The following is a 23,061-nucleotide window of genomic DNA, read 5'->3' on the forward strand; positions in this document are numbered from 1 at the left end:
CAACATTAGAAATGCATTTTTTTTGTGAGGACTTATAACAAAAAGCTGGATTAGCTCCTGAAAATCATCTTAAGCGTTGAAAGTATCTATTTCTTCCTGAACAATTTCCCAATCGAGAAGTAATTGATCCAGATCTTTTTTCTTTTTATTATAAGCTGTAAAAAAAGAAGCGTCTTCGATATGTTTGTCGTAATTTGATGCTAACAATTTATCGTCGTGCTGAATGTCTTTTTCTAATTGTTTAATCTGACTTTCGACTTTACTTAATTTGTTTTGCAACGCTTTTCCTTTTTTCTGGTCTTCGTATGAAGTTTTATTGTTTTCTTTTGGAGCAGCGGCTTTTGCAACATCTTTTTTCTCGACTTCACGCATGTTTTCAAGGTTGCGTTGTTCTAAGAAATAGTTGATATCGCCTAAATATTCTTTTATTTTTTGATCTTTAAATTCATAAACGATATTCGACATTCCCATAAGGAAATCTCTGTCGTGCGAAACCAATAGTAAAGTCCCGCCAAATTTTTGAAGAGCAGCCTTTAAAACGTTCTTAGATTTAATATCTAAGTGGTTGGTAGGCTCATCCATTAGCAAAACGTTAATTGGCTGTAATAATAACTTACAAAGTGCCAAACGGTTACGCTCGCCTCCTGAAAGTACTTTTACTTTTTTCTCAACATCATCTCCACGAAATAAAAACGAACCTAACATGTCACGAACTTTAGAACGATTCGTGTCCATTGCCGCGTCTTCCATAGTTTGAAGCAACGTAATCTCACCATCAAGATATTCTGCCTGATTTTGTGCAAAATAGCCCAACTGTACGTTATGTCCTAACTTGATAGTTCCCTGATATTCAAATTCATCAACAATTGCTTTGATAAAAGTTGATTTTCCCTGGCCATTTTGCCCCACGAAAGCAATTTTGCTTCCACGTTCTACCAATAAATTAATGTCTTTTAGAATGGTTTTATCACCGTATGCTTTTGTAACATTTTCGGCTTCAACTACTACTCTTCCTGGTTCTTTTGAAACCGGGAAAGAAATATTCATTACAGAATTATCGTCTTCGTCAACTTCAATTCTTTCTACTTTATCTAATTTTTTAATCAGCGATTGCGCCATTGAAGCTTTTGAAGCTTTTGCACGGAACTTTTCAATTAATTTTTCTGTTTCTTCAATTTTTTTGGCCTGATTTTTTTGAGTTGCCAATTGCTTTTCACGAATTTCATGACGCAATTCTAAATATTGAGAATAGGGTTTATTGAAGTCGTATGCTTTTCCTAAAGAGATTTCGATTGTACGATTCGTTACATTATCCAAAAACATTTTATCGTGCGATACAATCACCACAACGCCGGGATAATTACGCAGGAAACTTTCTAACCAAATGATACTTTCAATATCAAGGTGGTTGGTTGGCTCATCCAGAAGCAATACATCATTTGCCTGCAATAATAATTTAGCCAATTCGATACGCATTCTCCAACCTCCTGAAAATGTTTCAGTTTGGTTGTTAAAAACTTCTCTTTTGAAACCTAAACCTAAAAGAATTTTCTCTGTATCTCCCACATAATTGTAACCTCCAAGAAGTTCGAAACGATGTGTGTAATCAGATAAATCTTCAATGATCTGGCTATATTCCTCACTTTCATAATCGGTTCTGGTAACCAATTGATGATTGATTTGTTCTAATTTTTTCTCAACAATCTTAATATCAGTAAAAGCCTCGTAAGCCTCTTCAAGAACGGTTCTTCCTTGTTCAAAATCAATATCCTGACGTAAGAAACCCATTCTCACTTCTTTCTCTGTAGCAATTTGTCCCGAGTCCGGTTTAAAATCTCCTGCAAGAATTTTTAGCATTGTTGATTTTCCTGCACCGTTTTTTCCAACAAGTCCTACTCGATCACCGGCACCCAGACGAAAAGTAACTTCTTCAAACAAATAAGAACCTCCGAAAGAAACCGATAAATTATGTATATTAAGCATGTAATGTTATTTTATAACTAATTGATTGTGTAAATTTACACTCCCAAATTCATGGGAATATTAATTTTTTGCAAATGTTAAAAAAAGGATCCAAACTAAATAGTATTTTAACAGGAAGTTGTCCAAAATGTCAAAATGAGAGCATGTATTCGGACAAAAATCCACTTCATTTGACTAAAGTTCTCAAAATGAACGAGAATTGTAGCCATTGTGGATTAAAATATCAAATTGAACCTTCTTTTTTTTACGGAGCAATGTATGTAAGTTACGGACTAAATGTAGCTGTGGGAATTGCTGCTTTTATAGTTTCATTTGTGTTTTTTAAAACGACTATTGAACAGTCTTTTATAGCAATCGTTATTTCACTAATTGTGTTGTTCCCATTTGTTTTACGACTATCCAGAAATTTATATATTAATATGTTTGTTTCTTACGATCCTACGGCCGGTCAAAAATAAGGGCCTTTAAATACCTTTTATGGAATCGCTTAATATCGATTTCTGAATCTAAAGGAATTTCATTTTCAATATTATCAAATAAGGCCTTCGCCATCGCAGGTCCAAGCATTACGCCACGAGTTCCTAATCCGTTAAGAATATGAATTGATTTACGCTCGTGGTGAGTACCAATCAAAGGTCTTCTGTCTTTAACCGTTGGGCGAACTCCTCCAAAATGCTTTATAATTTCGAAATCGCACATTAGGATTTCTCTAATACGTTCTAAAAGCTCCTGTTTTCCTTCTTCGGTAGGATCATCTGTTTTGTCCTGCCAATTGTATGTTGCTCCTACTTTAAATAAATCGCCTCCTAATGGCAATATAAAAACACTGGTATTTACAATAACATCAAGCTTTAAATCCGGCGCTTTAATAATAAATAATTCTCCTTTTGTTCCATCTAAAGGCAAGTAATTAAAAAATGGATTTTTATGCAATCCAAAGCCTTCTGCAAAAATAATATGACGTGCCTGAATATTTTTATATTGAATTCCATAATCAAAAAACTCAATATAGCCGGAATCAAAAAACTCTTCCAGCAGCAAATCATTTTCTAATAAATAATTCTTATAAGTATCTAACAGCAAAGCAGTATCTACATAACCTGTATGTAATACTTCGCCATAATCATAAGGCGAATCTATACCATTATACTTTTTGGAAATTATTTTTGTAGATAAAAAGGGTTCTAAGTTTTTTTTGTCTGAAGCAGCAAACCAATTGTTTTGTTCTTCTATTGAAAAAAACTTTCTCAGGATAGGAAGTCTGAAGTTGAATTTAGTTTTTAATTTTTCTTCTATTTGACTGTAAAATTCATCCATTAAAACCAATTGTTCTTCAGCTTTCCAAACTTCACTAAAGCGTTTTAAAATTACGGGATTATATAAACCTCCTGCAACTCTCGATGAAACTTGCGATTTGTTATCGATCAGTAAAATAGATTTATTGTTTTTAAGGGCAATCTCAGCAAATGAAATTCCAGCCAATCCGGATCCGACAATTAAATAATCAATCATTTTTTGTAAATAATAAAAAAAAAACTCTTACTACAAAGGTAGCAAGAGTTTTTGTTATAATATATAATATGAGAATTTAGTAATTCCACATATCTTCTTCGAAATTGCGAATTTTTTCTTTTACTCGCTCTGATTCTAACAATTGATTTTGCGCATTACTTTTCATATAATCTTTAATCTCACGATCTCCGTACATATTTTCTTCTTTATAGATAATTGAATTGAAATGTCTCGAATTTAAAATTTGATCGAAAGAGATTGGTTTTGCAGAGTTGATATCATTAAAAGCTTTTGCTTCATGCAAAACTTCCCGGGCATTCGGAAAGAAGACCCAAAATAATTCAATATAATCTTTTTCGTCTGCATTCATAGTGTATACATCTGGAGTTACAGGACAAATTCCAAGTAAACGATATTTCAATTCACTTTGGCGTTTGTCAAAATACCAATATCCTTTGATTTTGTATTCGCTAACATCTGCTGCAGTAAGATCTTGTTTCAAAATATACTCGGCCGGAATTGTTCTCGTTGGGCCCACAGTTTCTTCAACATAGCTCACAGACTTTTTCTTTCCAGTTCCAACAATCTTTTTTTTCTTCACAACGTGCGTTCTGTAGTCATCAGGATATTGATTAATTAGCTCTCTACCGGCATCTGTTGTATCAACACGAGATAATGAACCTTGAATATCTTTCAACGATTTTTTAGTATTGAAATAACTATCCGAATAGACTTCAGTTATTCTTCCACTTCGAATCCCTTTTGTCAAAACATCATAAAGAGATCGTCTGTCAGAACCAATATTAGCTGTATCTACCGGAAAATATAAGGGGAAATTAATTTTTTCATTCAAATCAATAATCTCCCAGGTAGTTTTACCCATCAATACATCTCTGTCATCTATATAGCCATAAGCTAGTGGCTTATCATTATCAGAAATTTGCTGTGCAGCAGTCTTAAGTCCTATCTGATCAGCGGTTTTTGCATTAAGCAAATTTGATTGTGCGTTAGAAACAAAACTTCCAACGATTAAAACAATAACGATTAAAAAACTTTTCACTTTCATCCTAATACTTTTTTATATTAAACAAACGTGGCTTTTATGTTTTTATTATTATTTTTCTTACAATAATCAAAAATAAGAAGAATAAAAAAAATTATGGTATCAAAATTACGTTATAGTATAGAGTATTAATTTAAGCTCAAGAGTTTAACTTAAATAATATTTTTGCTTATATCAATCATAACCAGGAAACGTTTTTATATTCTAACCGCTATTAAAAAAAGAATCAAATTGTTTTTAATGCTTTGGAATAAATAAAAAAACTCTTACTACAAAGGTAGTAAGAGTTTTTGATATAATGTAATAATATACAACTACTTAGTAGTTCCACATATCTTGTTCGAAGTTACGGATTTTCTCTTTCACTCTTTCTGATTCTAACAATTGGTTTTGTGCATTATCTTTCATGTATTCTTTGATCTCACGATCTCCGTACAAGTTTTCTTCTTTATACACAATAGCATTAAAACGTCTTGAATTCAAAATTTGATCGAAAGAAATTGGTAATGCTGAGTTGCTGTCATTAAAAGCTTTAGCTTCATGAAGCGCAGCTCTCGAATTTGGATAGAAAATCCAAAACAATTCAATATAATCCTTTTCGTCACTGTTCATAGTATAAACGTCCGGAGTTACAGGGCAAATTCCAAGTAAACGATATTTTAATTCACTTTGACGTTTGTCAAAATACCAGTATCCTTTGATTTTGTATTGTGTAACATCAGCAGAAGTAAGATCTTGTTTCAAGATATACTCAGCCGGAACTGTTCTTGTTGCCGCTACAGTTTCATCAACATAAGTTACAACTTTCTTTTTACCAGTACCAGTAACTACTTTTTTCTTTACAACATGTGTTTTGTAGTCATCAGGATATTGATTGATTAACTCTCTACCAGCATCCGTTGTATCAATACGAGATAATGAACCTTGAATATCTTTCAAAGATTTTTTAGTATTGAAATAACTATCCGAATACACTTCAGTTATTTTGCCATTTTTCATAGCTTTCGTCAAAACATCATATAAAGAACGTCTATCAGAACCAATATTAGCAGTATCTACCGGAAAATATAAAGGAAAGTTGATTTTTTCATTCAAATCGATGATCTCCCAAGTAGTTTTTCCCATCAATACATCTCTATCATCTACATAACCATAAGCTAATGGCTTATCATTGTCTGAGATAAGCTGCGCAGGAGTTTTTAGTCCTATCTGTGCAGGTGTCTTTGCATTTAGCAAATTAGATTGTGCATTAGCAGCAAAACCTCCTGCGACAGAAACAATCGCTATTAAAAAATTTCTTACTTTCATCGTGGTATCATTATAAGATATTGAACGTAGTTTTACCTACTTTATTATTGTATTTCGTAAATTACCGGAGCAGTTCTTGGCAATAAATAACTACCAGCTCCAACAAGTTTAGTTTTAATTTCAGAAATAGTAACCTGATCTCCTTTTCCAGCTCTTGAAAGAATTTGTTTACATTGTGCATTTAATCTATCACCAGTAACAACAACTGTAGGTTGTCCAGTTACTTTTAAGTTAAATCCAACAACATCTAAACTAACTTCGAAATCAAAATCAAGTAATTTAGCACCAATAGTAGCAATCTCTAAGTTAGATTTTGGTCCTTTAACAACACCCATCTCACCTCTAATTGTTCCTGTTGGCCCAGGAATACCTTTAATTCTAAATGTTTTCTTATCTGTAACTTTATCTCCGTTTGGTAATGTTCCAGTAACAGAAATTGTAGCTTCTGTTCCTTGACCCGGGCTCATGTTATATTTACCTGGTTTACCAGCAGAATTTAATCCTGGAGCACTTGCAACAATTTTGTTAGCATCTACACCAGCGAAAGATACAGAGATTGGGTTAACAACACCTCTATAAACAACATTCATTTTATCAGCAGAAATAGTAGCTGAGTTAGGTCTTGGTACTACAACATATTTTCCAGCAAATTTAAGTGGAATGTTTTTACCATCTTCTAAGAATGTAAATTGTCCGTTAATGTCTTGTTCTCCAACACCACCTGCAGTTAAAGAGATAACAGCTTGTCCGTTAACGATTTGTCCAGGACCTTGGAATGAAGTTGGTTTTGTGTTTTCGTCATAACGACCTAAAACTACTTTACCAGTTACTTTTTCTCCTTGGAAATAAGCATTTTTATCTAAAACAACGATTGCTTGATAATTGCTATAAGAAGCAGCAGCAACCGCAGCTTTTCCTAAAGCACTGTTGTAAACATCAGTTTCTGCTTTTTTAACGTCATTTTGCCAAGTTGAAAGCTTTGCAGCTGATGCGATTGCAGGAAATCCTTTAAAGTGATATGCTAAGTATTTTTCTTTTATACCTTCTTTGTTTTTTACATCAGAAACATCAAATTTCTTTTCAATCTCTGCGATAATTGGACCATATTTTTTATCTGTTCCTAAAGCAGCTTTCATGTCTGCTTTGTATTTTTGGATTGCAGCAATAATATCATTACCTTTTTTAGTGTAACCGTCTCCTGTAAACCAGTCGTCGATATTATCACCTCTATCCATAGCCTCATAAGGCAATTTTCCAGTTTCTTTTTCTACTTCAAAACCTTTGATAGATTGAGCTTTTAAAGTAGCGATATAATCGTAAAAACCTTTTGAGATCGCCTCAACTTTATGAGCAGTTACTGCAGCAATAGCGAATTCTCCTTTTGCTTCAGCAGCTTTTTGATCTAAAGATGTCAATAATGAAGTGTTTGTTGCAACTGAAGAAGTATTAGCATCTTCAAATTTTTCATTCATCAAACCAAAAGCAGAAATAACTTCTTTCGATACGTTCATTGCTAACATTGCGATGAAAACCAGATACATCAGGTTAATCATCTTCTGTCTAGGGGTTAATTTTCCTCCTGCCATTTTATTTTGTAATTAGTTCTTATTAATAATTTTAATATAATAGTTAAAAACTAATTATCCTTTGTTACTCATTGCAGAAAGCATACCACCGTAAACACTGTTTAAAGAAGCAATGTTTGCAGTCATAGATTGCATTTGCTCTTTTAATTTAGATGCATTATCAGCGATTTCTTTATTAGCTTCAGCATTTCTTGAAGCACTTTCTAATTGAACTTTGTATAAACTGTTTAATGATTCCATTTGAGCAGCAGCCATAGATAATTCTTCGCTATATTTTTTAGTAGAAGCGATAGAATCTACAGTAGGAGCAATTCCTTTAGCAGCTGATTCGAAATTTTTGATGCTGTTTCCTAAACTTGACATTAATTCACCGTCAATTTTAGCTTCTTTCAACATTACGTCTAATTTTTGAGATAATAATCCTTGCGCATCAGAAGGAGTCTCAGTTTTGTCTGCTTTTTGTCTAGCTTGTCCGTTAGCTAATTCAGGGTAAACAAGTGTCCAGTCTAATTCATCTTCTACTGGTTCGAAAGCAGAAAGGGCAAAAATTAACGCTTCAGTTAACAATCCCACAGAAAGCATTACAGTACCTGTTAATGGTCCAATTTCAAAGTGAGTAATTTTGAATAATGCTCCAACGATTACTACTGCCGCTCCCATACCATAAGCGAAATTCATTGCTTTTTTACTTAATAATGCCATAATAATTTTTTTTTAGGTTTTAATTTGAAATAGATTCGATTTGGTTATTGATTTAATTTAATTTACTTACTTTTTCTTTTTTCCGGTTACCTGAGTTCCCATGTAATCTTGTACAGTTCTGAAACCGATATAACTTCTTGCAGAATCTGCATATTCGTGATCACGTGTACTTACCTGTAGGAAGTAAGCAACATCTTTCCAAGATCCTCCACGAACCACTTTTCTTTGATTGTTTCCGTCAATAACATTTGGGTTCATTGTAGAAACATACTCATATGCATTTGGATTATAAGCTGAATCTGTCCACTCTGAAACGTTTCCTGCCATGTTATATAATCCGTAACCGTTTACTTCATACGATTTTGCCTCAACTGTATATAAAGCTTCATCAGCAGCATAATCTCCTCTGCTTGGTTTGAAGTTTGCTAAGAAACAACCTCTATCACTTTTAGTGTAAGGTCCACCCCAAGGATAAGTTGCAGATTCCAGACCTCCTCTTGCAGCATACTCCCATTCTGCCTCTGTTGGCAATCTGAAAGCATTTACTAAGTCACGTCCTTTTTTCTTAGATTTAATGTAGCTATTTTTATTTAAAGTTCTCCATGCACAGAATGCTTTTGCTTGTTTCCAAGTAACACCTACTACAGGATAATCTCCATAAGCTTTATGCCAGAAATAATCATTGTGCATTGGCTCATTATATGAATAAGAGAAATCTTTAATCCAAACAGTAGTATCAGGGTAAATTGGCACTTGTTCAGTTTTAACGAAGTCTTTTCTTTTTCCAACTTTAGCTTTTGCTGCAGCCTGAATATCCATCCAAGAATAACGGAATTTCAATTTATTTACATCAACTGTTCTTAAACCATTATATGATTCTTCGATTGGTAAATACATAGAGTCCATTACCTCAGCATAATATTCGTCTGGATAAGCTTTTGTATCTTTAATTAACTTAACTTTTTTGTTTAGTTTTCTACCAGCATAAGGATCATCTTTTGTTCCTACACTGTAGTAGTTATCATACATATACTTATCGTATGCCGTCATTTTGTCTGGCTCAGAATCGTTAAATGCATAATCAGAAATGCTACCAGCTTTTTTACCTTTACCATCTCCTGTACTTTTTTGTCCAGTTTCATCGGCCAAAATAGCTAAACGAACTCTCATTGTAGAGTCTTTTACCCATTCCACGAACTGACGATACTCACTGTTAGTGATTTCAGTTTCATCCATATAAAATGAACGAACTGTTACAGTTTTAGTAGGAGCGTCTTCAACATTAGCTAAATCAGCATCTGATTTACCCATGATAAAAGATCCGCCTGGAACCAAAGTCATTCCATATGGCTTTTCGGGATGCCATTTCCCTCCTGTAACACCAACTAACTCACCTTTGTCACCTGACTTACCACAGCCGATTACTAGTGTTAACATTGCTGCAAATGCAATAAACTTCTTCATATAAATTTGGGATTATCTATTCATTATTATAAGTCCGTAAACGTATTTATTATTTATTAAAAAAACAACACTACTCACGAAATTTATTTCACCGTTCAAAAATAATGTTAAATAAAATAAAAAAAAAATATTTTGTCGATAAACTAACACAAAAAACCGACGTAAAACGTTAAATTTTATATTTTATAAATCTTATCTTACTAAAATTATTTAACAATTTGTTAATATTTATTGATATTTTAGATTTTAGTTAAATTTTTGCTCTACAAAGCGTTTTTTCTTTGTGCTTTCCACCATCTTTCTGGTAATTCTTGGTTGCAAGCGCACAAATATTCGTCGTAAGAACAGGGTAATAACGTATTTCTTTTCAATTTATTGTGACCGTTTGAAACGAATGGAATTTCAATCCACCAACGTTCTGTTTTGTCACTTTTATAGAATATCAACTCTTCTTCTTCTAACGGAACGATATACTTTAAATAGTTCGTTCTGCTTCCAAAAGGATATTCTTTAGAACGATAATGGTAGCCCTCTACAAAGTACCACACTATTTGAGCAATCATAGCCGATTCATGTACTGTACTATTATGATTAAAGATTCCAAATGATGAAACTTTATCACTAATTCCGGCATATCTTGCTAAGGAACAAATCTCTTTTCCATTAAAACCATTCGGTTCAAATGAAACCGTATTCCCTGAAGCTGAAGACTTTACCGAATTCAAATCGATACTTACCAAATCAGCATCTCTAAATACAGGTTCTGCCAAAGCTATTTTATTCGAAATCTCACCTAAACGATAGGCATCAAAAAATAACTTCTCTATCAAATCAATCTCTTCCTGCGAATTATAATAGGTCTGATAGCCGATATTACAATAATTAAACAAATTATTAGGCTCGTCAATGATGATTTTTGTCAGATAAGAATTAGCCGAAACTGTTTCATTTTCTTTACCAAAATCGAATCTGTTATCTACAGAAACCATGTTCACCATTTGCTCTAAATCGTCATATGCTCTATACAAAGCGTATGTTAAATCCTGAGAACCTCCCAGGACTATAGGAATCACTTTATTCTTAATTAAAGCAGCTGTTACTTTTTTTAATGCAAAATAAGTATCCTCTACTGAATCGCCTGCCAAAATATCTCCTAAGTCTGCAATTGAAGCATCCCAGTTACCCGGAAACATTCCATAAAGCTTTTTACGAACAGCAGTTAGATTTACTTCATTAACAATTTCAATATTTCTACGATCTTCTAAAACACCGATAATAGCAATATTAATTTTGCTAATATCCGGAAATTGATCCTGAGTATGTAAAACTATTTTACTACCCAATTCTTGAGAAGACAATGAACTGATGAATTTTAAAATCCCTTCATTAACTGGTTCTAGAAAATCAAATTCCATTTTTTATTTCTTTTTAGCAGCTGTTTTTTTAGCTGGAGCTTTTTTAGTTGTTGTTACCTTTTTCGCTGGTGTTTTCTTTGCCGGTGTTTTTTTGGCAATCATTTCCTGAACTTCAGCCAATGTTAGCTTTGTAGCATCAACATCTTTACTTAATTCAATTTTGATTTTACCTTTGGTAATAACCGAGCGTCCCCAACGCGCTTTTTCAACCAAAATTCCTTCGTCTTCCCAATTATGAAGAACTTTATCTATATTTTTCTGTAATTTATCTTCGATTAGTTCTTCTACTTCTTGTTGTGATAAATTATCGAAATTGTATTTTTTACTTACATTGATAAAAATACTGTTCCACTTGATGAAAGGACCAAAACGCCCCACACCTTTTTGCACTGATTCTCCTTTATAAACTGCGATTGGCGCATCTGCAAGTGCTTTTTCATCAATTAATTCCTGAGCTCTTTCTTTAGAAACCCCAAGTGGATCTTCTCCTCTTGGCAATGAAATAAAAACACTTCCGTGACGTACATAAGGACCATAACGACCATTACTTACTTCTACTTCTTCTCCTTTATAATCTCCTAAACTTTTTGGAAGCAAAAATAAATTCAAAGCTTCTTCAAGTGTAATGTTTCCAATATTTTGATCAGACATTAAACTGGCAAACTTTTTATCTTCATCATCAGCTTCTCCAATTTGAGCCATCGGACCAAATTTTCCTAAACGAACAGAAACTTGTCTTCCATCTGCATCTTTACCAAGAATTCTTTCTCCGCTTTCGCGTTCTGCATTAGCTTCAACCTCTTTTACATTTGGATGAAATTTATTGTAGAATTCCTGCATCATGGTTGCCCAATCAATATTTCCTTCAGCAATTTCATCAAAATCCTGCTCTACTTTTGCAGTAAAGTTGTAATCAAGGATATTTCCGAAGTTTTTTACTAAGAAATCTGTAACGATAGTTCCAATATCTGTTGGTACTAATTTCCCTTTATCAGAACCTGTATTTTCTTTAAGCAACTTCTCACCTACTTTACCTGTTTGCAAAGTAAGTTGTGTATAATTACGTTCCTGACCTTCAAGAGTTCCCTTTTCAACATAATTTCTGTTGATGATAGTCGAAATAGTTGGTGCATACGTAGACGGACGACCAATTCCTAATTCTTCTAATTTTTTCACCAAAGATGCTTCTGTATAACGAGCCGGAGGTCTTGAATATCGTTCTGTAGCTGTAATATAATTATTCGCAAGCTTTTCGTTTACTTTTAATGCAGGCAACATTCCTTCTTGTTCTTCCTCATCATCATCATGACCTTCTAAGTACACTTTTAGGAAACCTTCAAAAAGTAAAACTTCACCAGAAGCAGTGAAAATTTCGTCGTGATTATTCGCTTCAATTTTTACGTTAGTTCTTTCTAATTGTGCATCGCTCATTTGAGATGCCAACGTTCTTTTCCAAATCAAATCATACAAACGAGCCTGGTCACGATCGATATTTACACTATGACGTGACATATCAGTCGGACGAATTGCTTCGTGCGCTTCCTGTGCACCTTTGCTTTTATTTGCAAAAGTTCTCGGTTTAGAAAACTCTTTTCCGTAAGATTTTATGATTTCAGCTTCAGCGGCATCCATTGCATCTTTAGAAAGGTTCACACTATCAGTTCTCATATAAGTAATAAGTCCTGCCTCGTATAAACGTTGTGCAAGCTGCATGGTAATTCCTACTGGCAAATACAATTTTCTGGCTGCTTCTTGTTGCAATGTAGAAGTTGTAAATGGTGCTGTTGGAGATTTTTTGGTAGGTTTAGTTTCTAAATCTGCTACCTTATATTGTGAACCGATGTTTTGTTTTAAGAAATCTTCGGCTTCTTTTTTAGTATTGAAGTTTTTTGGCAATTTTGCTTTAAAAGCTTTTCCGGCTTCATTTACAAATTCTGCAACAACAGAATAAGTAGCAACTGCATTAAAGTTTTGAATTTCACGTTCTCTTTCAACAATTAAACGAACTGAAACTGATTGTACACGACCCGCAGACAATCCTCCTTTAATTTTTCTCCATAAAACCGGAGATAATTCATAACCTACCAAACGGTCTAAAACACGACGTGCTTGTTGCGCATTTACTAAATTATAATCAATTTCTCTTGGGTTTTCGATTGCTTTAAGAATCGCTGACTTGGTAATTTCGTGAAAAACAATTCGTTTGGTTTTTTTAATATCTAGTTTTAATTCTTCCGCCAGGTGCCATGAAATAGCCTCCCCCTCGCGGTCCTCATCACTTGCCAACCAAACCATTTCGGCATTTTTAGATAGTGTTTTTAATTTACTTACTAAGGCTTTTTTATCCGGTGAAACTTCATATTTAGGTTTAAATCCATTCTCAACATCTACTCCTATCTCCTTTGACGGTAAATCGGCTATGTGACCATAACTAGACTCAACCTGAAAATCACTTCCTAGAAATTTCTCTATCGTTTTCGCCTTTGCAGGTGATTCCACTATTACTAAATTCTTTGCCATTGCTCTATTTTTCTGCAACAAAAGTATCTATTTTTTTTAAATATTAACCTTGATAACGCATTTTTGAGTTATTTTAATATTATGTTTCCAAAAATTGCAGATTTATCTGTAATCCGATCTATTATATATATAGGTATAATTTTTAATGATTTAATGGCATATAATACCTATTAATATCATAATGTAAACCTAAAATTATACTTACAGTATTTATCCTTAACCACTTCAACCAACAATAATCAGATATAATTATTTTTAACCTCGAATTCGTAATTCTTCAATTACGAGAAAATCTTATCTTTGGTTTTATAAAAACAAACCGCTTTCTTTTTTGTAAAGTTTAAAAGAATATTTATGAACAATACCACATTCAATAAATTCAAAGTTTTAAAAGTTCAATCTACTAAACTATATTTTTTAGCAATTATTGCTTCTTCTTTCTCAGCAAATGCCCAAAAAGTATATTCTGCTCAATATGCTAATCAAGCAGATGTAAAAGTTTTTATTGTAGAATATGCTAATAATGCTGATCTAAAAGTTTATAAGGCAGATCATAATAATCAGGCTGGAAAAAATAATGGAAAGTGGTTTTTTACAGAATATGAAAATCAAGCCGACAAGAAAATATTCTTTACACAATACGCGAATCAGGCCGATGTTAAAATATTTTATGTTGAATACTCGAATCAGGCGGGTTGGAATGATGATTCTAAAAAGAAGTTTTTTGAATAACTCCATGGGAATCTGATTTCTAAAAATCTCCAATTACCAATTTCTCAACATTTCTGAAAACATTGTTAATTCTTTATCTGACATCTTGTCATATTTATACCTTTTGCGTTATCTTTGCACTTTGAAATTATACAATGGAAAAGATTATTGAAGAAAGCAAACAAGGCGAAAGTCTTGTTTTAGAAAATAAACCTGAGAATACTAAAAAACTTTTTATTGAAAGTTACGGTTGTGCGATGAATTTTTCGGATAGTGAAATCGTAGCTTCTATTTTATCAATAAACGGATACAATACTACACAAACCCTTGAAGATGCTGACTTAGTGCTTGTAAATACCTGCTCGATTCGAGATAAGGCTGAACAGACTATTCGTAAACGTCTTGAAAAATATAATGCGGTAAAGCGTATTAATCCGAAAATGAAAGTAGGCGTTTTAGGCTGTATGGCCGAACGTTTGAAAAGTCAGTTTTTGGAAGAAGAAAAAATCGTTGACCTTGTTGTTGGTCCTGATGCCTACAAAGATTTACCTAATTTATTAGCAGAAGTTGAAGAAGGCCGTGACGCTATCAATGTAATTCTATCAAAAGAAGAAACGTACGGAGATATTTCGCCGGTTCGTTTGATGAGCAACGGAATTACAGCTTTGGTTTCGATTACCCGTGGTTGCGATAATATGTGTACGTTTTGCGTTGTTCCTTTTACACGTGGTCGTGAGCGCAGCCGTGAACCTCAAAGTATCATGAAAGAAATTCAGGATTTGTGGGATAAAGGTTTTAAGGAAATCACTCTTTTAGGACAAAACGTTGACAGTTACCTTTGGTACGGCGGCGGTTTGAAAAAAGATTTTGTAAGTGCTTCTGAAATGCAAAAAGCCACAGCCGTAGATTTTGATCAATTGCTTGAAATGGTTGCTGTTGGGTTCCCTAAAATGCGTATCCGATTTTCGACTTCAAACCCTCAGGATATGCACGAAAGTGTGTTGCATGTTATTGCGAAACATCCAAATATCTGCAAACACATTCACTTGCCGGTTCAATCTGGAAGTAACCGAATTTTAAAAGAAATGAATCGTTTGCACACTCGTGAAGAATATATGACTTTGATTGATAAAATCAGAGCTATTATTCCGAATGCTTCGATATCACAAGATATGATTGCCGGTTTTCCAACAGAAACCGAAGAAGATCACCAAGATACAATGAGTTTGATGGAATATGTAAAATATAATTTCGGTTATATGTATTCGTATTCTGAACGTCCGGGAACTTTGGCCGGAAGAAAAATGGAAGATGATGTTCCCGAAGAAACCAAAGCCAGAAGATTGCAGGAAATTGTCGATTTACAACAAAAACACGCTTGGTTTAGAAGCGAAGAATTCGTTGGACAAGTTGTTGAAGTTTTAGTAGAAAAAGTTTCTAAAAAATCAACAGAAGAATTTTCAGGAAGAAACTCTCAAAGTATTACAGTAGTTTTTCCAAAAGAAGATTATAAAATTGGGGATTTCGTAAACGTAAAAATCACAAGCTGTACAAGCGGAACTCTAAAAGGTGAAGCTGTTGGATATTCTGAAATGAATTAAAATAGTTTGCCACGAATTTCACTAATTTACACTAATTTTCTTACTTTATTTTTTATTCAATATGTTTGTACAAAAACAAAATATGGAATTATATAGAAAAGAGGAATATTATAAAATAGTTGGAATTTGCATGGAAGTTCATAGGATACTGGGAGGAGGACTTCTTGAAATTGTATATAAAGATGCATTGGAATATGAATTTATAAAACATAATATTCCTTTTGAACGTGAAAAAGAATATAATATTCAATACAAAGACGTTGTTTTAGCACATAAATTCTATGCTGACTTTGTAGTTTATGAAGAAATCATTTTAGAAATAAAAGCATCTAAAGAAATTATAGATGAGCATACCGCTCAAACAATTAATTATTTAAGACTAGCAGATAGCGATTTAGGAATTATTGTTAACTTTAATAAAAAGTCTTTACAACATAAAAGAGTTATTCATTAACCCGATTTCAAAAATTTGTGGAAATTCGTGAAATTCGTGGCAAAAGATAAAAAACATACATGGAAACAGTTCAAGCAATAAAACAACGATTTGAAATTATTGGAAATGATCCGAAATTAAATCGCGCTATTGAAAAAGCCATTCAGGTTGCGCCTACTGATATTTCGGTAATGGTAACTGGGGAAAGTGGTGTTGGTAAAGAGAATATTCCAAGAATAATTCATTCACTTTCACATAGAAAGCATGGAAAATATATTGCTGTAAACTGTGGAGCTATTCCGGAAGGAACAATTGACAGTGAACTTTTTGGTCACGAAAAAGGCGCTTTTACCGGTGCAACAAGCACTCGTGAAGGTTATTTTGAAGTAGCCGATGGCGGAACTATTTTTCTTGATGAAGTTGGAGAATTACCATTAACAACTCAGGTTCGTTTGTTGCGTGTGCTTGAAAACGGAGAATTTATAAAAGTAGGTTCTTCGCAGGTTCAAAAAACGAATGTTCGTATTGTGGCTGCAACAAATGTGAATTTATTTAATGCAATCGAAAAAGGAAAATTTCGTGAGGATTTGTATTATCGTCTAACAACAGTCGAAATTACTTTACCGCCATTACGCGAAAGAAACGAGGACATTCATTTATTGTTCAGAAAATTTGTTGCCGATTTTGCACATAAATACAAAATGCCACCGTTGAAATTAGATGATGATGCGGTTCAGCTTTTGCAAAAATTCAGATGGAACGGAAACATTCGCCAGTTGCGAAATGTAGCAGAACAAATTTCGGTTTTAGAAACCAACCGCGATATTACACTTGCTACTTTACAATCGTATTTACCTACTGAAGGAAGCAATCTGCCGTCTGTAATTAACGATAAGAAAAAAGAAAGCGATTTTAGTACTGAAAGAGATATTTTGTACAAAGTGCTTTTTGATATGAAAAGTGATTTGAATGATTTGAAAAAACTCACTTTAGAATTAATGAAAAATGGAAATTCTAAAGTTCAGGACATCAATCCAAATTTAATTCAGAAAATATACGGTTCACAAGAAAATGACAGCGAAATAGATTTTGAAGAAGAACCAAGAACCGCTGTTATGACGCCTGCAACTCGCGAAGATAATTATCAGATACAAGATGACAATTACTTATTTGCCGAAACAATTGAAGAGGAAGAAATTTTACGTTTAGAGCAGAAAGAAATCGAAATGATCAAAAAATCATTAGAAAAAAACAAGGGAAAACGAAAAGCTGCTGCTGACGAATTGGGTATTTCTGAAAGGACTTTATACCGAAAAATTAAACAATTCGATTTGTAGTCTTGCCACAAAGACACTAAGACTCAAAATATTTTAAACGAAAATTATATCTTTGACCCAATCGTCAGTGAAGTGGCGAAGCAATCTATAAATAAAAAATGAAAAACTTAAAATATATCTTAATTCTTCTGGTTGCCACAACATTTAGTGGTTGCGGATATTACAATTTTACCGGAGCAAAAGGTCCAATCGATGCTAAAACCTTTCAGGTTAACTTCTTTCAGAATAATGCTGATTTGATTGAACCAGGAATCGACAGAGATTTTACATTGGCTTTGCAGGATTTAATTCAAAATCAAACCAACTTAAACTTAGTAAGCAGCGGTGGAGATTTGATTTATGAAGGGGAAATTGTAGATTACAGAACAACACCAATGACTGCAACTGCAGACCAGCAAGCAGCACAAAACCGTTTGACAATCAGAATAAATGTTCGATTTTCGAATAGAAAGAAAGAAACTGATGATTTTGAAAAAACATTCGAATTCTACAAAGATTATCCAGGAACACAACAACTTGTTGGTTCTGCTTTAAATGCTGCCATTAAAGAAATTTATGAACGAATTACCCAAGATATCTTTAATGAGTCATTGGCAAAATGGTAAGAAACTGTTGATTTGTTTAATCGGTTAATCGTTAAGTCGGTTCTATAAACGATTAAACAGTTAAACGAACAAGACAAATAAACGAGAATAAACGATTAAACAAAAAAAATGAACGTAACTGATTATACATACCTAATAAATAAACCCGACGCTATTACAGAAAAGCAAACGGAATCATTAGGCAATGTTTTGATTGAATTTCCGTATTTTCAAAGTGCACGCGCATTGCGATTAAAAGGGCTTTATAATCAAAATAGTTTTAAGTATAATTATGCTTTAAAAGTTGCTGCGGCTCATACTACAGATCGTTCTGTTTTATTTGATTTTATTACTTCGGAGACTTTTACTTCAATTCAAAATGAATTTTACGATCGAAAACTTCGTGACCTTTTAAATATTAATGTTTTAGACAGCGAACTTGTTTTGCCCGAAGAAACCAGGAAAATTCCCGAAGCCAAAATTGATCCGCTTGAACAATCTATTTTAACTTCTATCCGTCAAGCTACATCAACATCTTTTGACGAACCGACTAAAATCGAGGAAAAAGTTAATGATTCTGTTATCGAAGAAGTTATTCCAAATCCTGTTGAAGCAATTACAACAGAAGAGAAAACTGTTGATGCTATTATTGAAGAAACTATTTCAAATGTAACTGAAGAAACGCCATCAGTTATTTTTGAAGAAGCAATTAAAACAGAAGAGCTACCTATTATAGAAGCTGCTGAAACTTCTTTTGAACAAACACCAGTTGTTAGTTTTGAAGAAGATGCAAAAACTGAAGAAGAACCAATAATTGAAACTATAAAAGAAGAAGTTATTTCTGTTCCCGTTAAAGAAAGAATAACCTTTTTTGATGAAGTTGTAACAGACGAAACAGAAGATCCTATTGCTGAAGAAACTGTTTTAAATACTATTGAAGAAACTATTCCGGTTATTCAGGAAGAAAAAAAATACAACGAAATTCGAATTGATCCTATTGAAGAATCAATATATAAGTCTATAAAAGAATCTACAACAGTTATTTTTGAAGAGTCAAAACCTTCAGAAAAAATTATCGTTGAAGAACCTAAATTTATAGAACTCCCTAAAGAAGTTGCAACACTTGTTTTTGAAGAAATAAAAACTGAAGAACCTAATGACGTTCTTCCGGTTATTTTAGAAGAGCCAAAAGCTATAGAAGAAGATCCGAAAGAAGTTATTACTGTTATTCTTGAAGAGCCAACATTTATAGAAGAACCTAAAGAAGCCGTAACAGTTGTTTCTGAAGAAATAAAAACTATAGACGAGAAACCTATTGAAGTTACTCCTGTTATTATCGAAGAGTCAATAGTAATTGAAGAAGAAGCTAAAGAAACTCCATTAGAAGAAACTATAAAAATTGCTGAAGAAAATCTTGAAATAGGCAAACCTTTAGATTTTTCAGTAAATGAAAAGCATTCTTTTCAGGAATGGCTTCAACTAGCAAGACCAGAACCTATAGACAGAACAAATGAAGTTGTTCAGGAAGTTCAAGAGGTAAAAGAAATCGAAGCAATTAAAGAAGTCGAAAAAACTCCTGAAGTTGCTATTGAGAATATTACTGAAAAGAAAATAGCTGTTGAACCCGAAATAGTTGAGGACGAAAAAAGGAAAAAAGCAGAATTGATCAATAAGTTCATCGAAACTAATCCTAAAATTCCGCCCGTTAAAGCAACGGCGACAACGCTTCCACCAATTCAATTTGACATTAATGAAGAAGATAATTCTTATTTAATGACAGAGACTTTGGCCAGAGTATATTTGGAACAAAAAAAATATACAAAAGCAATACAAGCATATGAAATATTAATTTTGAAATATCCAGAAAAAATTAGTTTCTTTGCAGACCGTATTTCAGATATAAAGATTTTACAACAAAATAACAATAACAAATAAGCAATGAGCACATTTTCAATTTTTTTAGTTTTAATCACAATAGTTTGTTTTCTATTGATCGTAGTAATCATGGTTCAAAACCCTAAAGGAGGCGGATTATCGTCTACAATTAGTGGAACTCAAATGTTAGGTGGAGTGCAAAAAACAACTGACTTTTTAGATAAAAGTACTTGGACATTGGCTACTATCCTGATTGCTTTAATCTTACTTTCAAGCTTAAGCTTTACAGGATCATTAAGCGATACTGATTCTAAACTTATTGAAAAAACTGAAGCTCCGGCAACTAATACGCCAGCTGCTCCAGTACAGCAAACACCTGCTCCGACAGCACCTGCAGCAAAATAATAATTTTGATATAAAATGAAATGCCAGCCTGTCAAAGCTGGCATTTTTTTTAGGAAATAATGTCAGTTAAAACAGCATGGCATAATTTCTGAAAGTTAATTGAACATTAAAAAACGTATAACTTATAATAATATAAAATCATGGCCTTAAACATTAAACCGCTTTCAGATCGCGTACTTATTGAGCCTGTTGCAGCTGAAACTAAAACTGCTTCAGGGATTTTTATTCCAGATACTGCCAAAGAAAAACCACAAAAAGGAACTGTAGTTGCTGTAGGAAACGGATCTAAAGATCACACTATGACCGTAAAAGTTGGTGATACTGTACTTTATGGTAAATATGCAGGAACAGAATTAAAACTAGAAGGAACTGATTATTTGATTATGCGTGAGGATGATATTCTTGCAATAATTTAATTGCTGTAAGCTTTAAGCCGTAAGCTATATGCTCCAACAAAAGCGTAAAGCCTATTGCCTAAAGCATAAAGCCAAAAAAGAATGAGAGATTTTAAAAAATACGATATTTGGCAGCTAAGTCATTCTTTCACTTTAGAAATCTATAAAATAACTTCTCTTTTTCCGAAAGAAGAACTTTATGGGTTAACAAGTCAAATTAGAAGAGCATCTTCATCAATTCCAACTAATATTAGTGAAGGATGTGGAAGAAATAGCGACAAAGAATTCAATCAATTTCTCAACATTGCTTTAGGTTCTGCCAGTGAAACAGAATATCTTTTGATTCTAGCTAAAGATTTGCAATATCTTAATACTGAAATTGCAGTGAATCAAATACAAAAAATCAACAGTATAAAAAGCAAAATTTACAAATTAAAACAAATATTAATTCAGCAGTAGGAAAAGCTTAGAGCTTAAAGCCTCCTGCCTAAAGCAAAAATAGAATGGCAAAAGATATAAAATTTGATATTGAAGCACGTGACGGATTAAAACGTGGTGTTGATGCATTAGCAAATGCTGTAAAAGTAACTCTTGGACCAAAAGGTCGTAATGTAATTATCGGAAAATCATTTGGTGGACCAACTGTTACTAAAGACGGAGTTTCGGTTGCAAAAGAAATCGAATTAAAAGACCCTTTAGAAAATATGGGCGCGCAAATGGTTAAAGAAGTTGCTTCTAAAACCAATGATTTAGCGGGTGACGGAACTACAACTGCTACAGTTTTAGCTCAGGCAATCGTAAAAGAAGGTCTTAAAAACGTTGCTGCAGGTGCAAATCCAATGGATTTGAAACGTGGTATCGATAAAGCAGTTGAAGCTATTGTTGCTGACCTTGCAAAACAAGCTAAAGTTGTTGGAAGCGATTCTGACAAAATCAAACAAATTGCTTCTATCTCTGCAAATAACGACGAAGTTATTGGTGAATTAATCGCTACTGCTTTTGCAAAAGTGGGCAAAGAAGGTGTTATTACTGTTGAAGAAGCTAAAGGAACGGATACTTTCGTGGATGTTGTTGAAGGAATGCAGTTTGACAGAGGATATCTTTCTCCTTACTTCGTAACAAATCCAGAGAAAATGGAAGTTGAATTAGACTCTCCATACATCTTGTTATACGACAAAAAAGTTTCTTCTTTAAAAGAACTTTTACCAGTTTTAGAGCCAGTTGCTCAATCAGGAAAACCATTATTAATTATTGCTGAAGATGTTGACGGAGAAGCTCTTTCTACTCTTGTAGTAAACAAATTAAGAGGTGCTCTTAAAATTGCTGCTGTAAAAGCTCCAGGTTTTGGAGACAGAAGAAAAGCAATGTTAGAAGATATCGCAATCTTAACTGGTGGAACTGTAATTTCTGAAGAAAGAGGATATACGCTTGAAAATACAACTATCGAAATGTTAGGAACTGCAAAAAGAGTTTCTATCGATAAAGACAACACTACAATTGTAAGTGGTGCTGGTGAAGCTGACATTATCAAAAACAGAGTAAACCAAATTAAAGGTCAGATGGAAACTACTACATCTGATTATGATAAAGAAAAATTGCAAGAACGTTTGGCTAAATTAGCTGGTGGTGTTGCGGTTCTTTATGTTGGTGCAGCTTCTGAAGTTGAAATGAAAGAGAAAAAAGACAGAGTTGACGATGCTTTACACGCAACTCGCGCTGCTGTTGAAGAAGGTATTGTTGCTGGTGGTGGTGTTGCTTTATTAAGAGCAAAAGCTGTTTTAGCAGACCTTAAAGCAGATAACGCTGACGAAGCAACAGGAATTCAGATTGTATCTCGCGCTGTTGAATCTCCATTAAGAACTATTGTTGAAAATGCAGGTCTTGAAGGTTCTGTAGTTGTTGCAAAAGTGGCTGAAGGTTCTGGTGATTTTGGATACAATGCTAAAACTGACGAATACGTAGACATGCTAAAAGCTGGAATTATCGATCCTAAAAAAGTAACTCGTGTTGCATTAGAAAATGCTGCTTCTGTTGCCGGAATGATCCTTACTACAGAATGTGCATTAATTGATATTAAAGAAGAAAGCGCTGGCGGAATGCCAATGGGTGGCGGTATGCCAGGAATGATGTAATCGTTCTTTTCTTAAAACTTAAACGCCAGATTAAT

General features: G+C 33.5%; 20 protein-coding genes. 11 read left to right on the forward strand and 9 right to left on the reverse strand.

From position 1 onward, the window contains the following. Nucleotides 1-69 precede the first annotated feature (69 nt). Nucleotides 70-1,983: an ABC-F family ATP-binding cassette domain-containing protein gene (locus GKZ86_RS00760; protein ID WP_154781229.1), complete on the reverse strand. Its 1,914-nt coding sequence runs from the start codon at nucleotides 1,981-1,983 to the stop codon at nucleotides 70-72. Between the two features lie 74 nt (nucleotides 1,984-2,057). On the opposite strand from GKZ86_RS00760, the gene GKZ86_RS00765 reads away from it, so the two are divergent. Next, the gene (locus tag GKZ86_RS00765; protein ID WP_154781230.1) at nucleotides 2,058-2,441 is read left to right on the forward strand and encodes a DUF983 domain-containing protein; all 384 of its coding nucleotides are present in this window, start codon (nucleotides 2,058-2,060) and stop codon (nucleotides 2,439-2,441) included. Here GKZ86_RS00765 and GKZ86_RS00770 read toward each other — a convergent pair. The 8 genes from GKZ86_RS00770 to topA form a co-directional block, all read right to left on the reverse strand. Next, nucleotides 2,422-3,495 (reverse strand): FAD-binding oxidoreductase, encoded by a 1,074-nt coding sequence (locus GKZ86_RS00770; RefSeq protein ID WP_154781231.1) that lies wholly within the window; start codon nucleotides 3,493-3,495, stop codon nucleotides 2,422-2,424. The genes GKZ86_RS00765 and GKZ86_RS00770 overlap by 20 nt on opposite strands. Before the next feature lie 76 nt (nucleotides 3,496-3,571). Beyond that, the gene (gene gldN / locus GKZ86_RS00775; protein ID WP_154781232.1) at nucleotides 3,572-4,561 is read right to left on the reverse strand and encodes a gliding motility protein GldN; all 990 of its coding nucleotides are present in this window, start codon (nucleotides 4,559-4,561) and stop codon (nucleotides 3,572-3,574) included. A 315-nt stretch (nucleotides 4,562-4,876) separates the two neighbouring features. Beyond that, nucleotides 4,877-5,866, reverse strand: a complete 990-nt coding sequence (gene gldN / locus GKZ86_RS00780; RefSeq protein ID WP_154781233.1) for a gliding motility protein GldN — start codon at nucleotides 5,864-5,866, stop codon at nucleotides 4,877-4,879. Nucleotides 5,867-5,910: 44 nt separating this feature from the next. Then, complete coding sequence (gene gldM / locus GKZ86_RS00785; protein ID WP_154781234.1) at nucleotides 5,911-7,452, reverse strand: gliding motility protein GldM; 1,542 nt, start codon at nucleotides 7,450-7,452, stop codon at nucleotides 5,911-5,913. A 54-nt stretch (nucleotides 7,453-7,506) separates the two neighbouring features. Continuing rightward, entirely contained in the window at nucleotides 7,507-8,154 is a 648-nt protein-coding gene (gene gldL, locus GKZ86_RS00790; RefSeq protein WP_154781235.1) for a gliding motility protein GldL, read from the reverse strand. A gap of 66 nt (nucleotides 8,155-8,220) precedes the next feature. After that, complete coding sequence (gene gldK / locus GKZ86_RS00795) at nucleotides 8,221-9,618, reverse strand: gliding motility lipoprotein GldK (RefSeq protein ID WP_154781236.1); 1,398 nt, start codon at nucleotides 9,616-9,618, stop codon at nucleotides 8,221-8,223. 263 nt (nucleotides 9,619-9,881) lie between these two features. Next, the gene (locus tag GKZ86_RS00800; protein ID WP_154781237.1) at nucleotides 9,882-11,033 is read right to left on the reverse strand and encodes a formimidoylglutamase; all 1,152 of its coding nucleotides are present in this window, start codon (nucleotides 11,031-11,033) and stop codon (nucleotides 9,882-9,884) included. A 3-nt stretch (nucleotides 11,034-11,036) separates the two neighbouring features. After that, nucleotides 11,037-13,553 carry a type I DNA topoisomerase gene (topA, locus tag GKZ86_RS00805; protein WP_154781238.1) on the reverse strand — a complete coding sequence of 839 codons (2,517 nt, stop codon included), beginning with the start codon at nucleotides 13,551-13,553 and terminating at the stop codon, nucleotides 11,037-11,039. A 354-nt stretch (nucleotides 13,554-13,907) separates the two neighbouring features. Here topA and GKZ86_RS00810 point away from each other — a divergent pair, with 354 nt between their 5' ends. The 10 genes from GKZ86_RS00810 (at nucleotide 13,908) to groL (ending at nucleotide 23,026) form a co-directional block, all read left to right on the forward strand. Next, nucleotides 13,908-14,285: a DUF6150 family protein gene (locus tag GKZ86_RS00810; protein ID WP_154781239.1), complete on the forward strand. Its 378-nt coding sequence runs from the start codon at nucleotides 13,908-13,910 to the stop codon at nucleotides 14,283-14,285. Between the two features lie 134 nt (nucleotides 14,286-14,419). Further along, complete coding sequence (gene miaB / locus GKZ86_RS00815; protein ID WP_154781240.1) at nucleotides 14,420-15,865, forward strand: tRNA (N6-isopentenyl adenosine(37)-C2)-methylthiotransferase MiaB; 1,446 nt, start codon at nucleotides 14,420-14,422, stop codon at nucleotides 15,863-15,865. A gap of 82 nt (nucleotides 15,866-15,947) precedes the next feature. Continuing rightward, on the forward strand, nucleotides 15,948-16,319 hold the full coding sequence (locus tag GKZ86_RS00820; protein WP_154781241.1) for a GxxExxY protein: 372 nt from the start codon (nucleotides 15,948-15,950) through the stop codon (nucleotides 16,317-16,319). Nucleotides 16,320-16,378: 59 nt separating this feature from the next. After that, nucleotides 16,379-17,635: a sigma-54-dependent Fis family transcriptional regulator gene (locus GKZ86_RS00825; protein ID WP_154781242.1), complete on the forward strand. Its 1,257-nt coding sequence runs from the start codon at nucleotides 16,379-16,381 to the stop codon at nucleotides 17,633-17,635. A gap of 98 nt (nucleotides 17,636-17,733) precedes the next feature. Next, on the forward strand, nucleotides 17,734-18,240 hold the full coding sequence (locus GKZ86_RS00830) for an LptE family protein (RefSeq protein WP_154781243.1): 507 nt from the start codon (nucleotides 17,734-17,736) through the stop codon (nucleotides 18,238-18,240). Nucleotides 18,241-18,348: 108 nt separating this feature from the next. Next, nucleotides 18,349-20,154 (forward strand): tetratricopeptide repeat protein, encoded by a 1,806-nt coding sequence (locus tag GKZ86_RS25220; RefSeq protein ID WP_194632582.1) that lies wholly within the window; start codon nucleotides 18,349-18,351, stop codon nucleotides 20,152-20,154. Between the two features lie 3 nt (nucleotides 20,155-20,157). After that, nucleotides 20,158-20,499, forward strand: a complete 342-nt coding sequence (gene secG / locus GKZ86_RS00840) for a preprotein translocase subunit SecG (protein WP_154781244.1) — start codon at nucleotides 20,158-20,160, stop codon at nucleotides 20,497-20,499. 140 nt (nucleotides 20,500-20,639) lie between these two features. Beyond that, the gene (gene groES / locus GKZ86_RS00845) at nucleotides 20,640-20,915 is read left to right on the forward strand and encodes a co-chaperone GroES (protein WP_012023920.1); all 276 of its coding nucleotides are present in this window, start codon (nucleotides 20,640-20,642) and stop codon (nucleotides 20,913-20,915) included. Between the two features lie 81 nt (nucleotides 20,916-20,996). After that, nucleotides 20,997-21,353, forward strand: a complete 357-nt coding sequence (locus tag GKZ86_RS00850) for a four helix bundle protein (RefSeq protein WP_154781245.1) — start codon at nucleotides 20,997-20,999, stop codon at nucleotides 21,351-21,353. Nucleotides 21,354-21,397: 44 nt separating this feature from the next. Further along, complete coding sequence (groL, locus tag GKZ86_RS00855) at nucleotides 21,398-23,026, forward strand: chaperonin GroEL (protein ID WP_154781246.1); 1,629 nt, start codon at nucleotides 21,398-21,400, stop codon at nucleotides 23,024-23,026. The last annotated feature ends 35 nt before the right edge of the window (nucleotides 23,027-23,061 follow it).

Source organism: Flavobacterium sp. LC2016-13, from assembly GCF_009707955.1.
Classification (GTDB): Bacteria; Bacteroidota; Bacteroidia; order Flavobacteriales; family Flavobacteriaceae; genus Flavobacterium.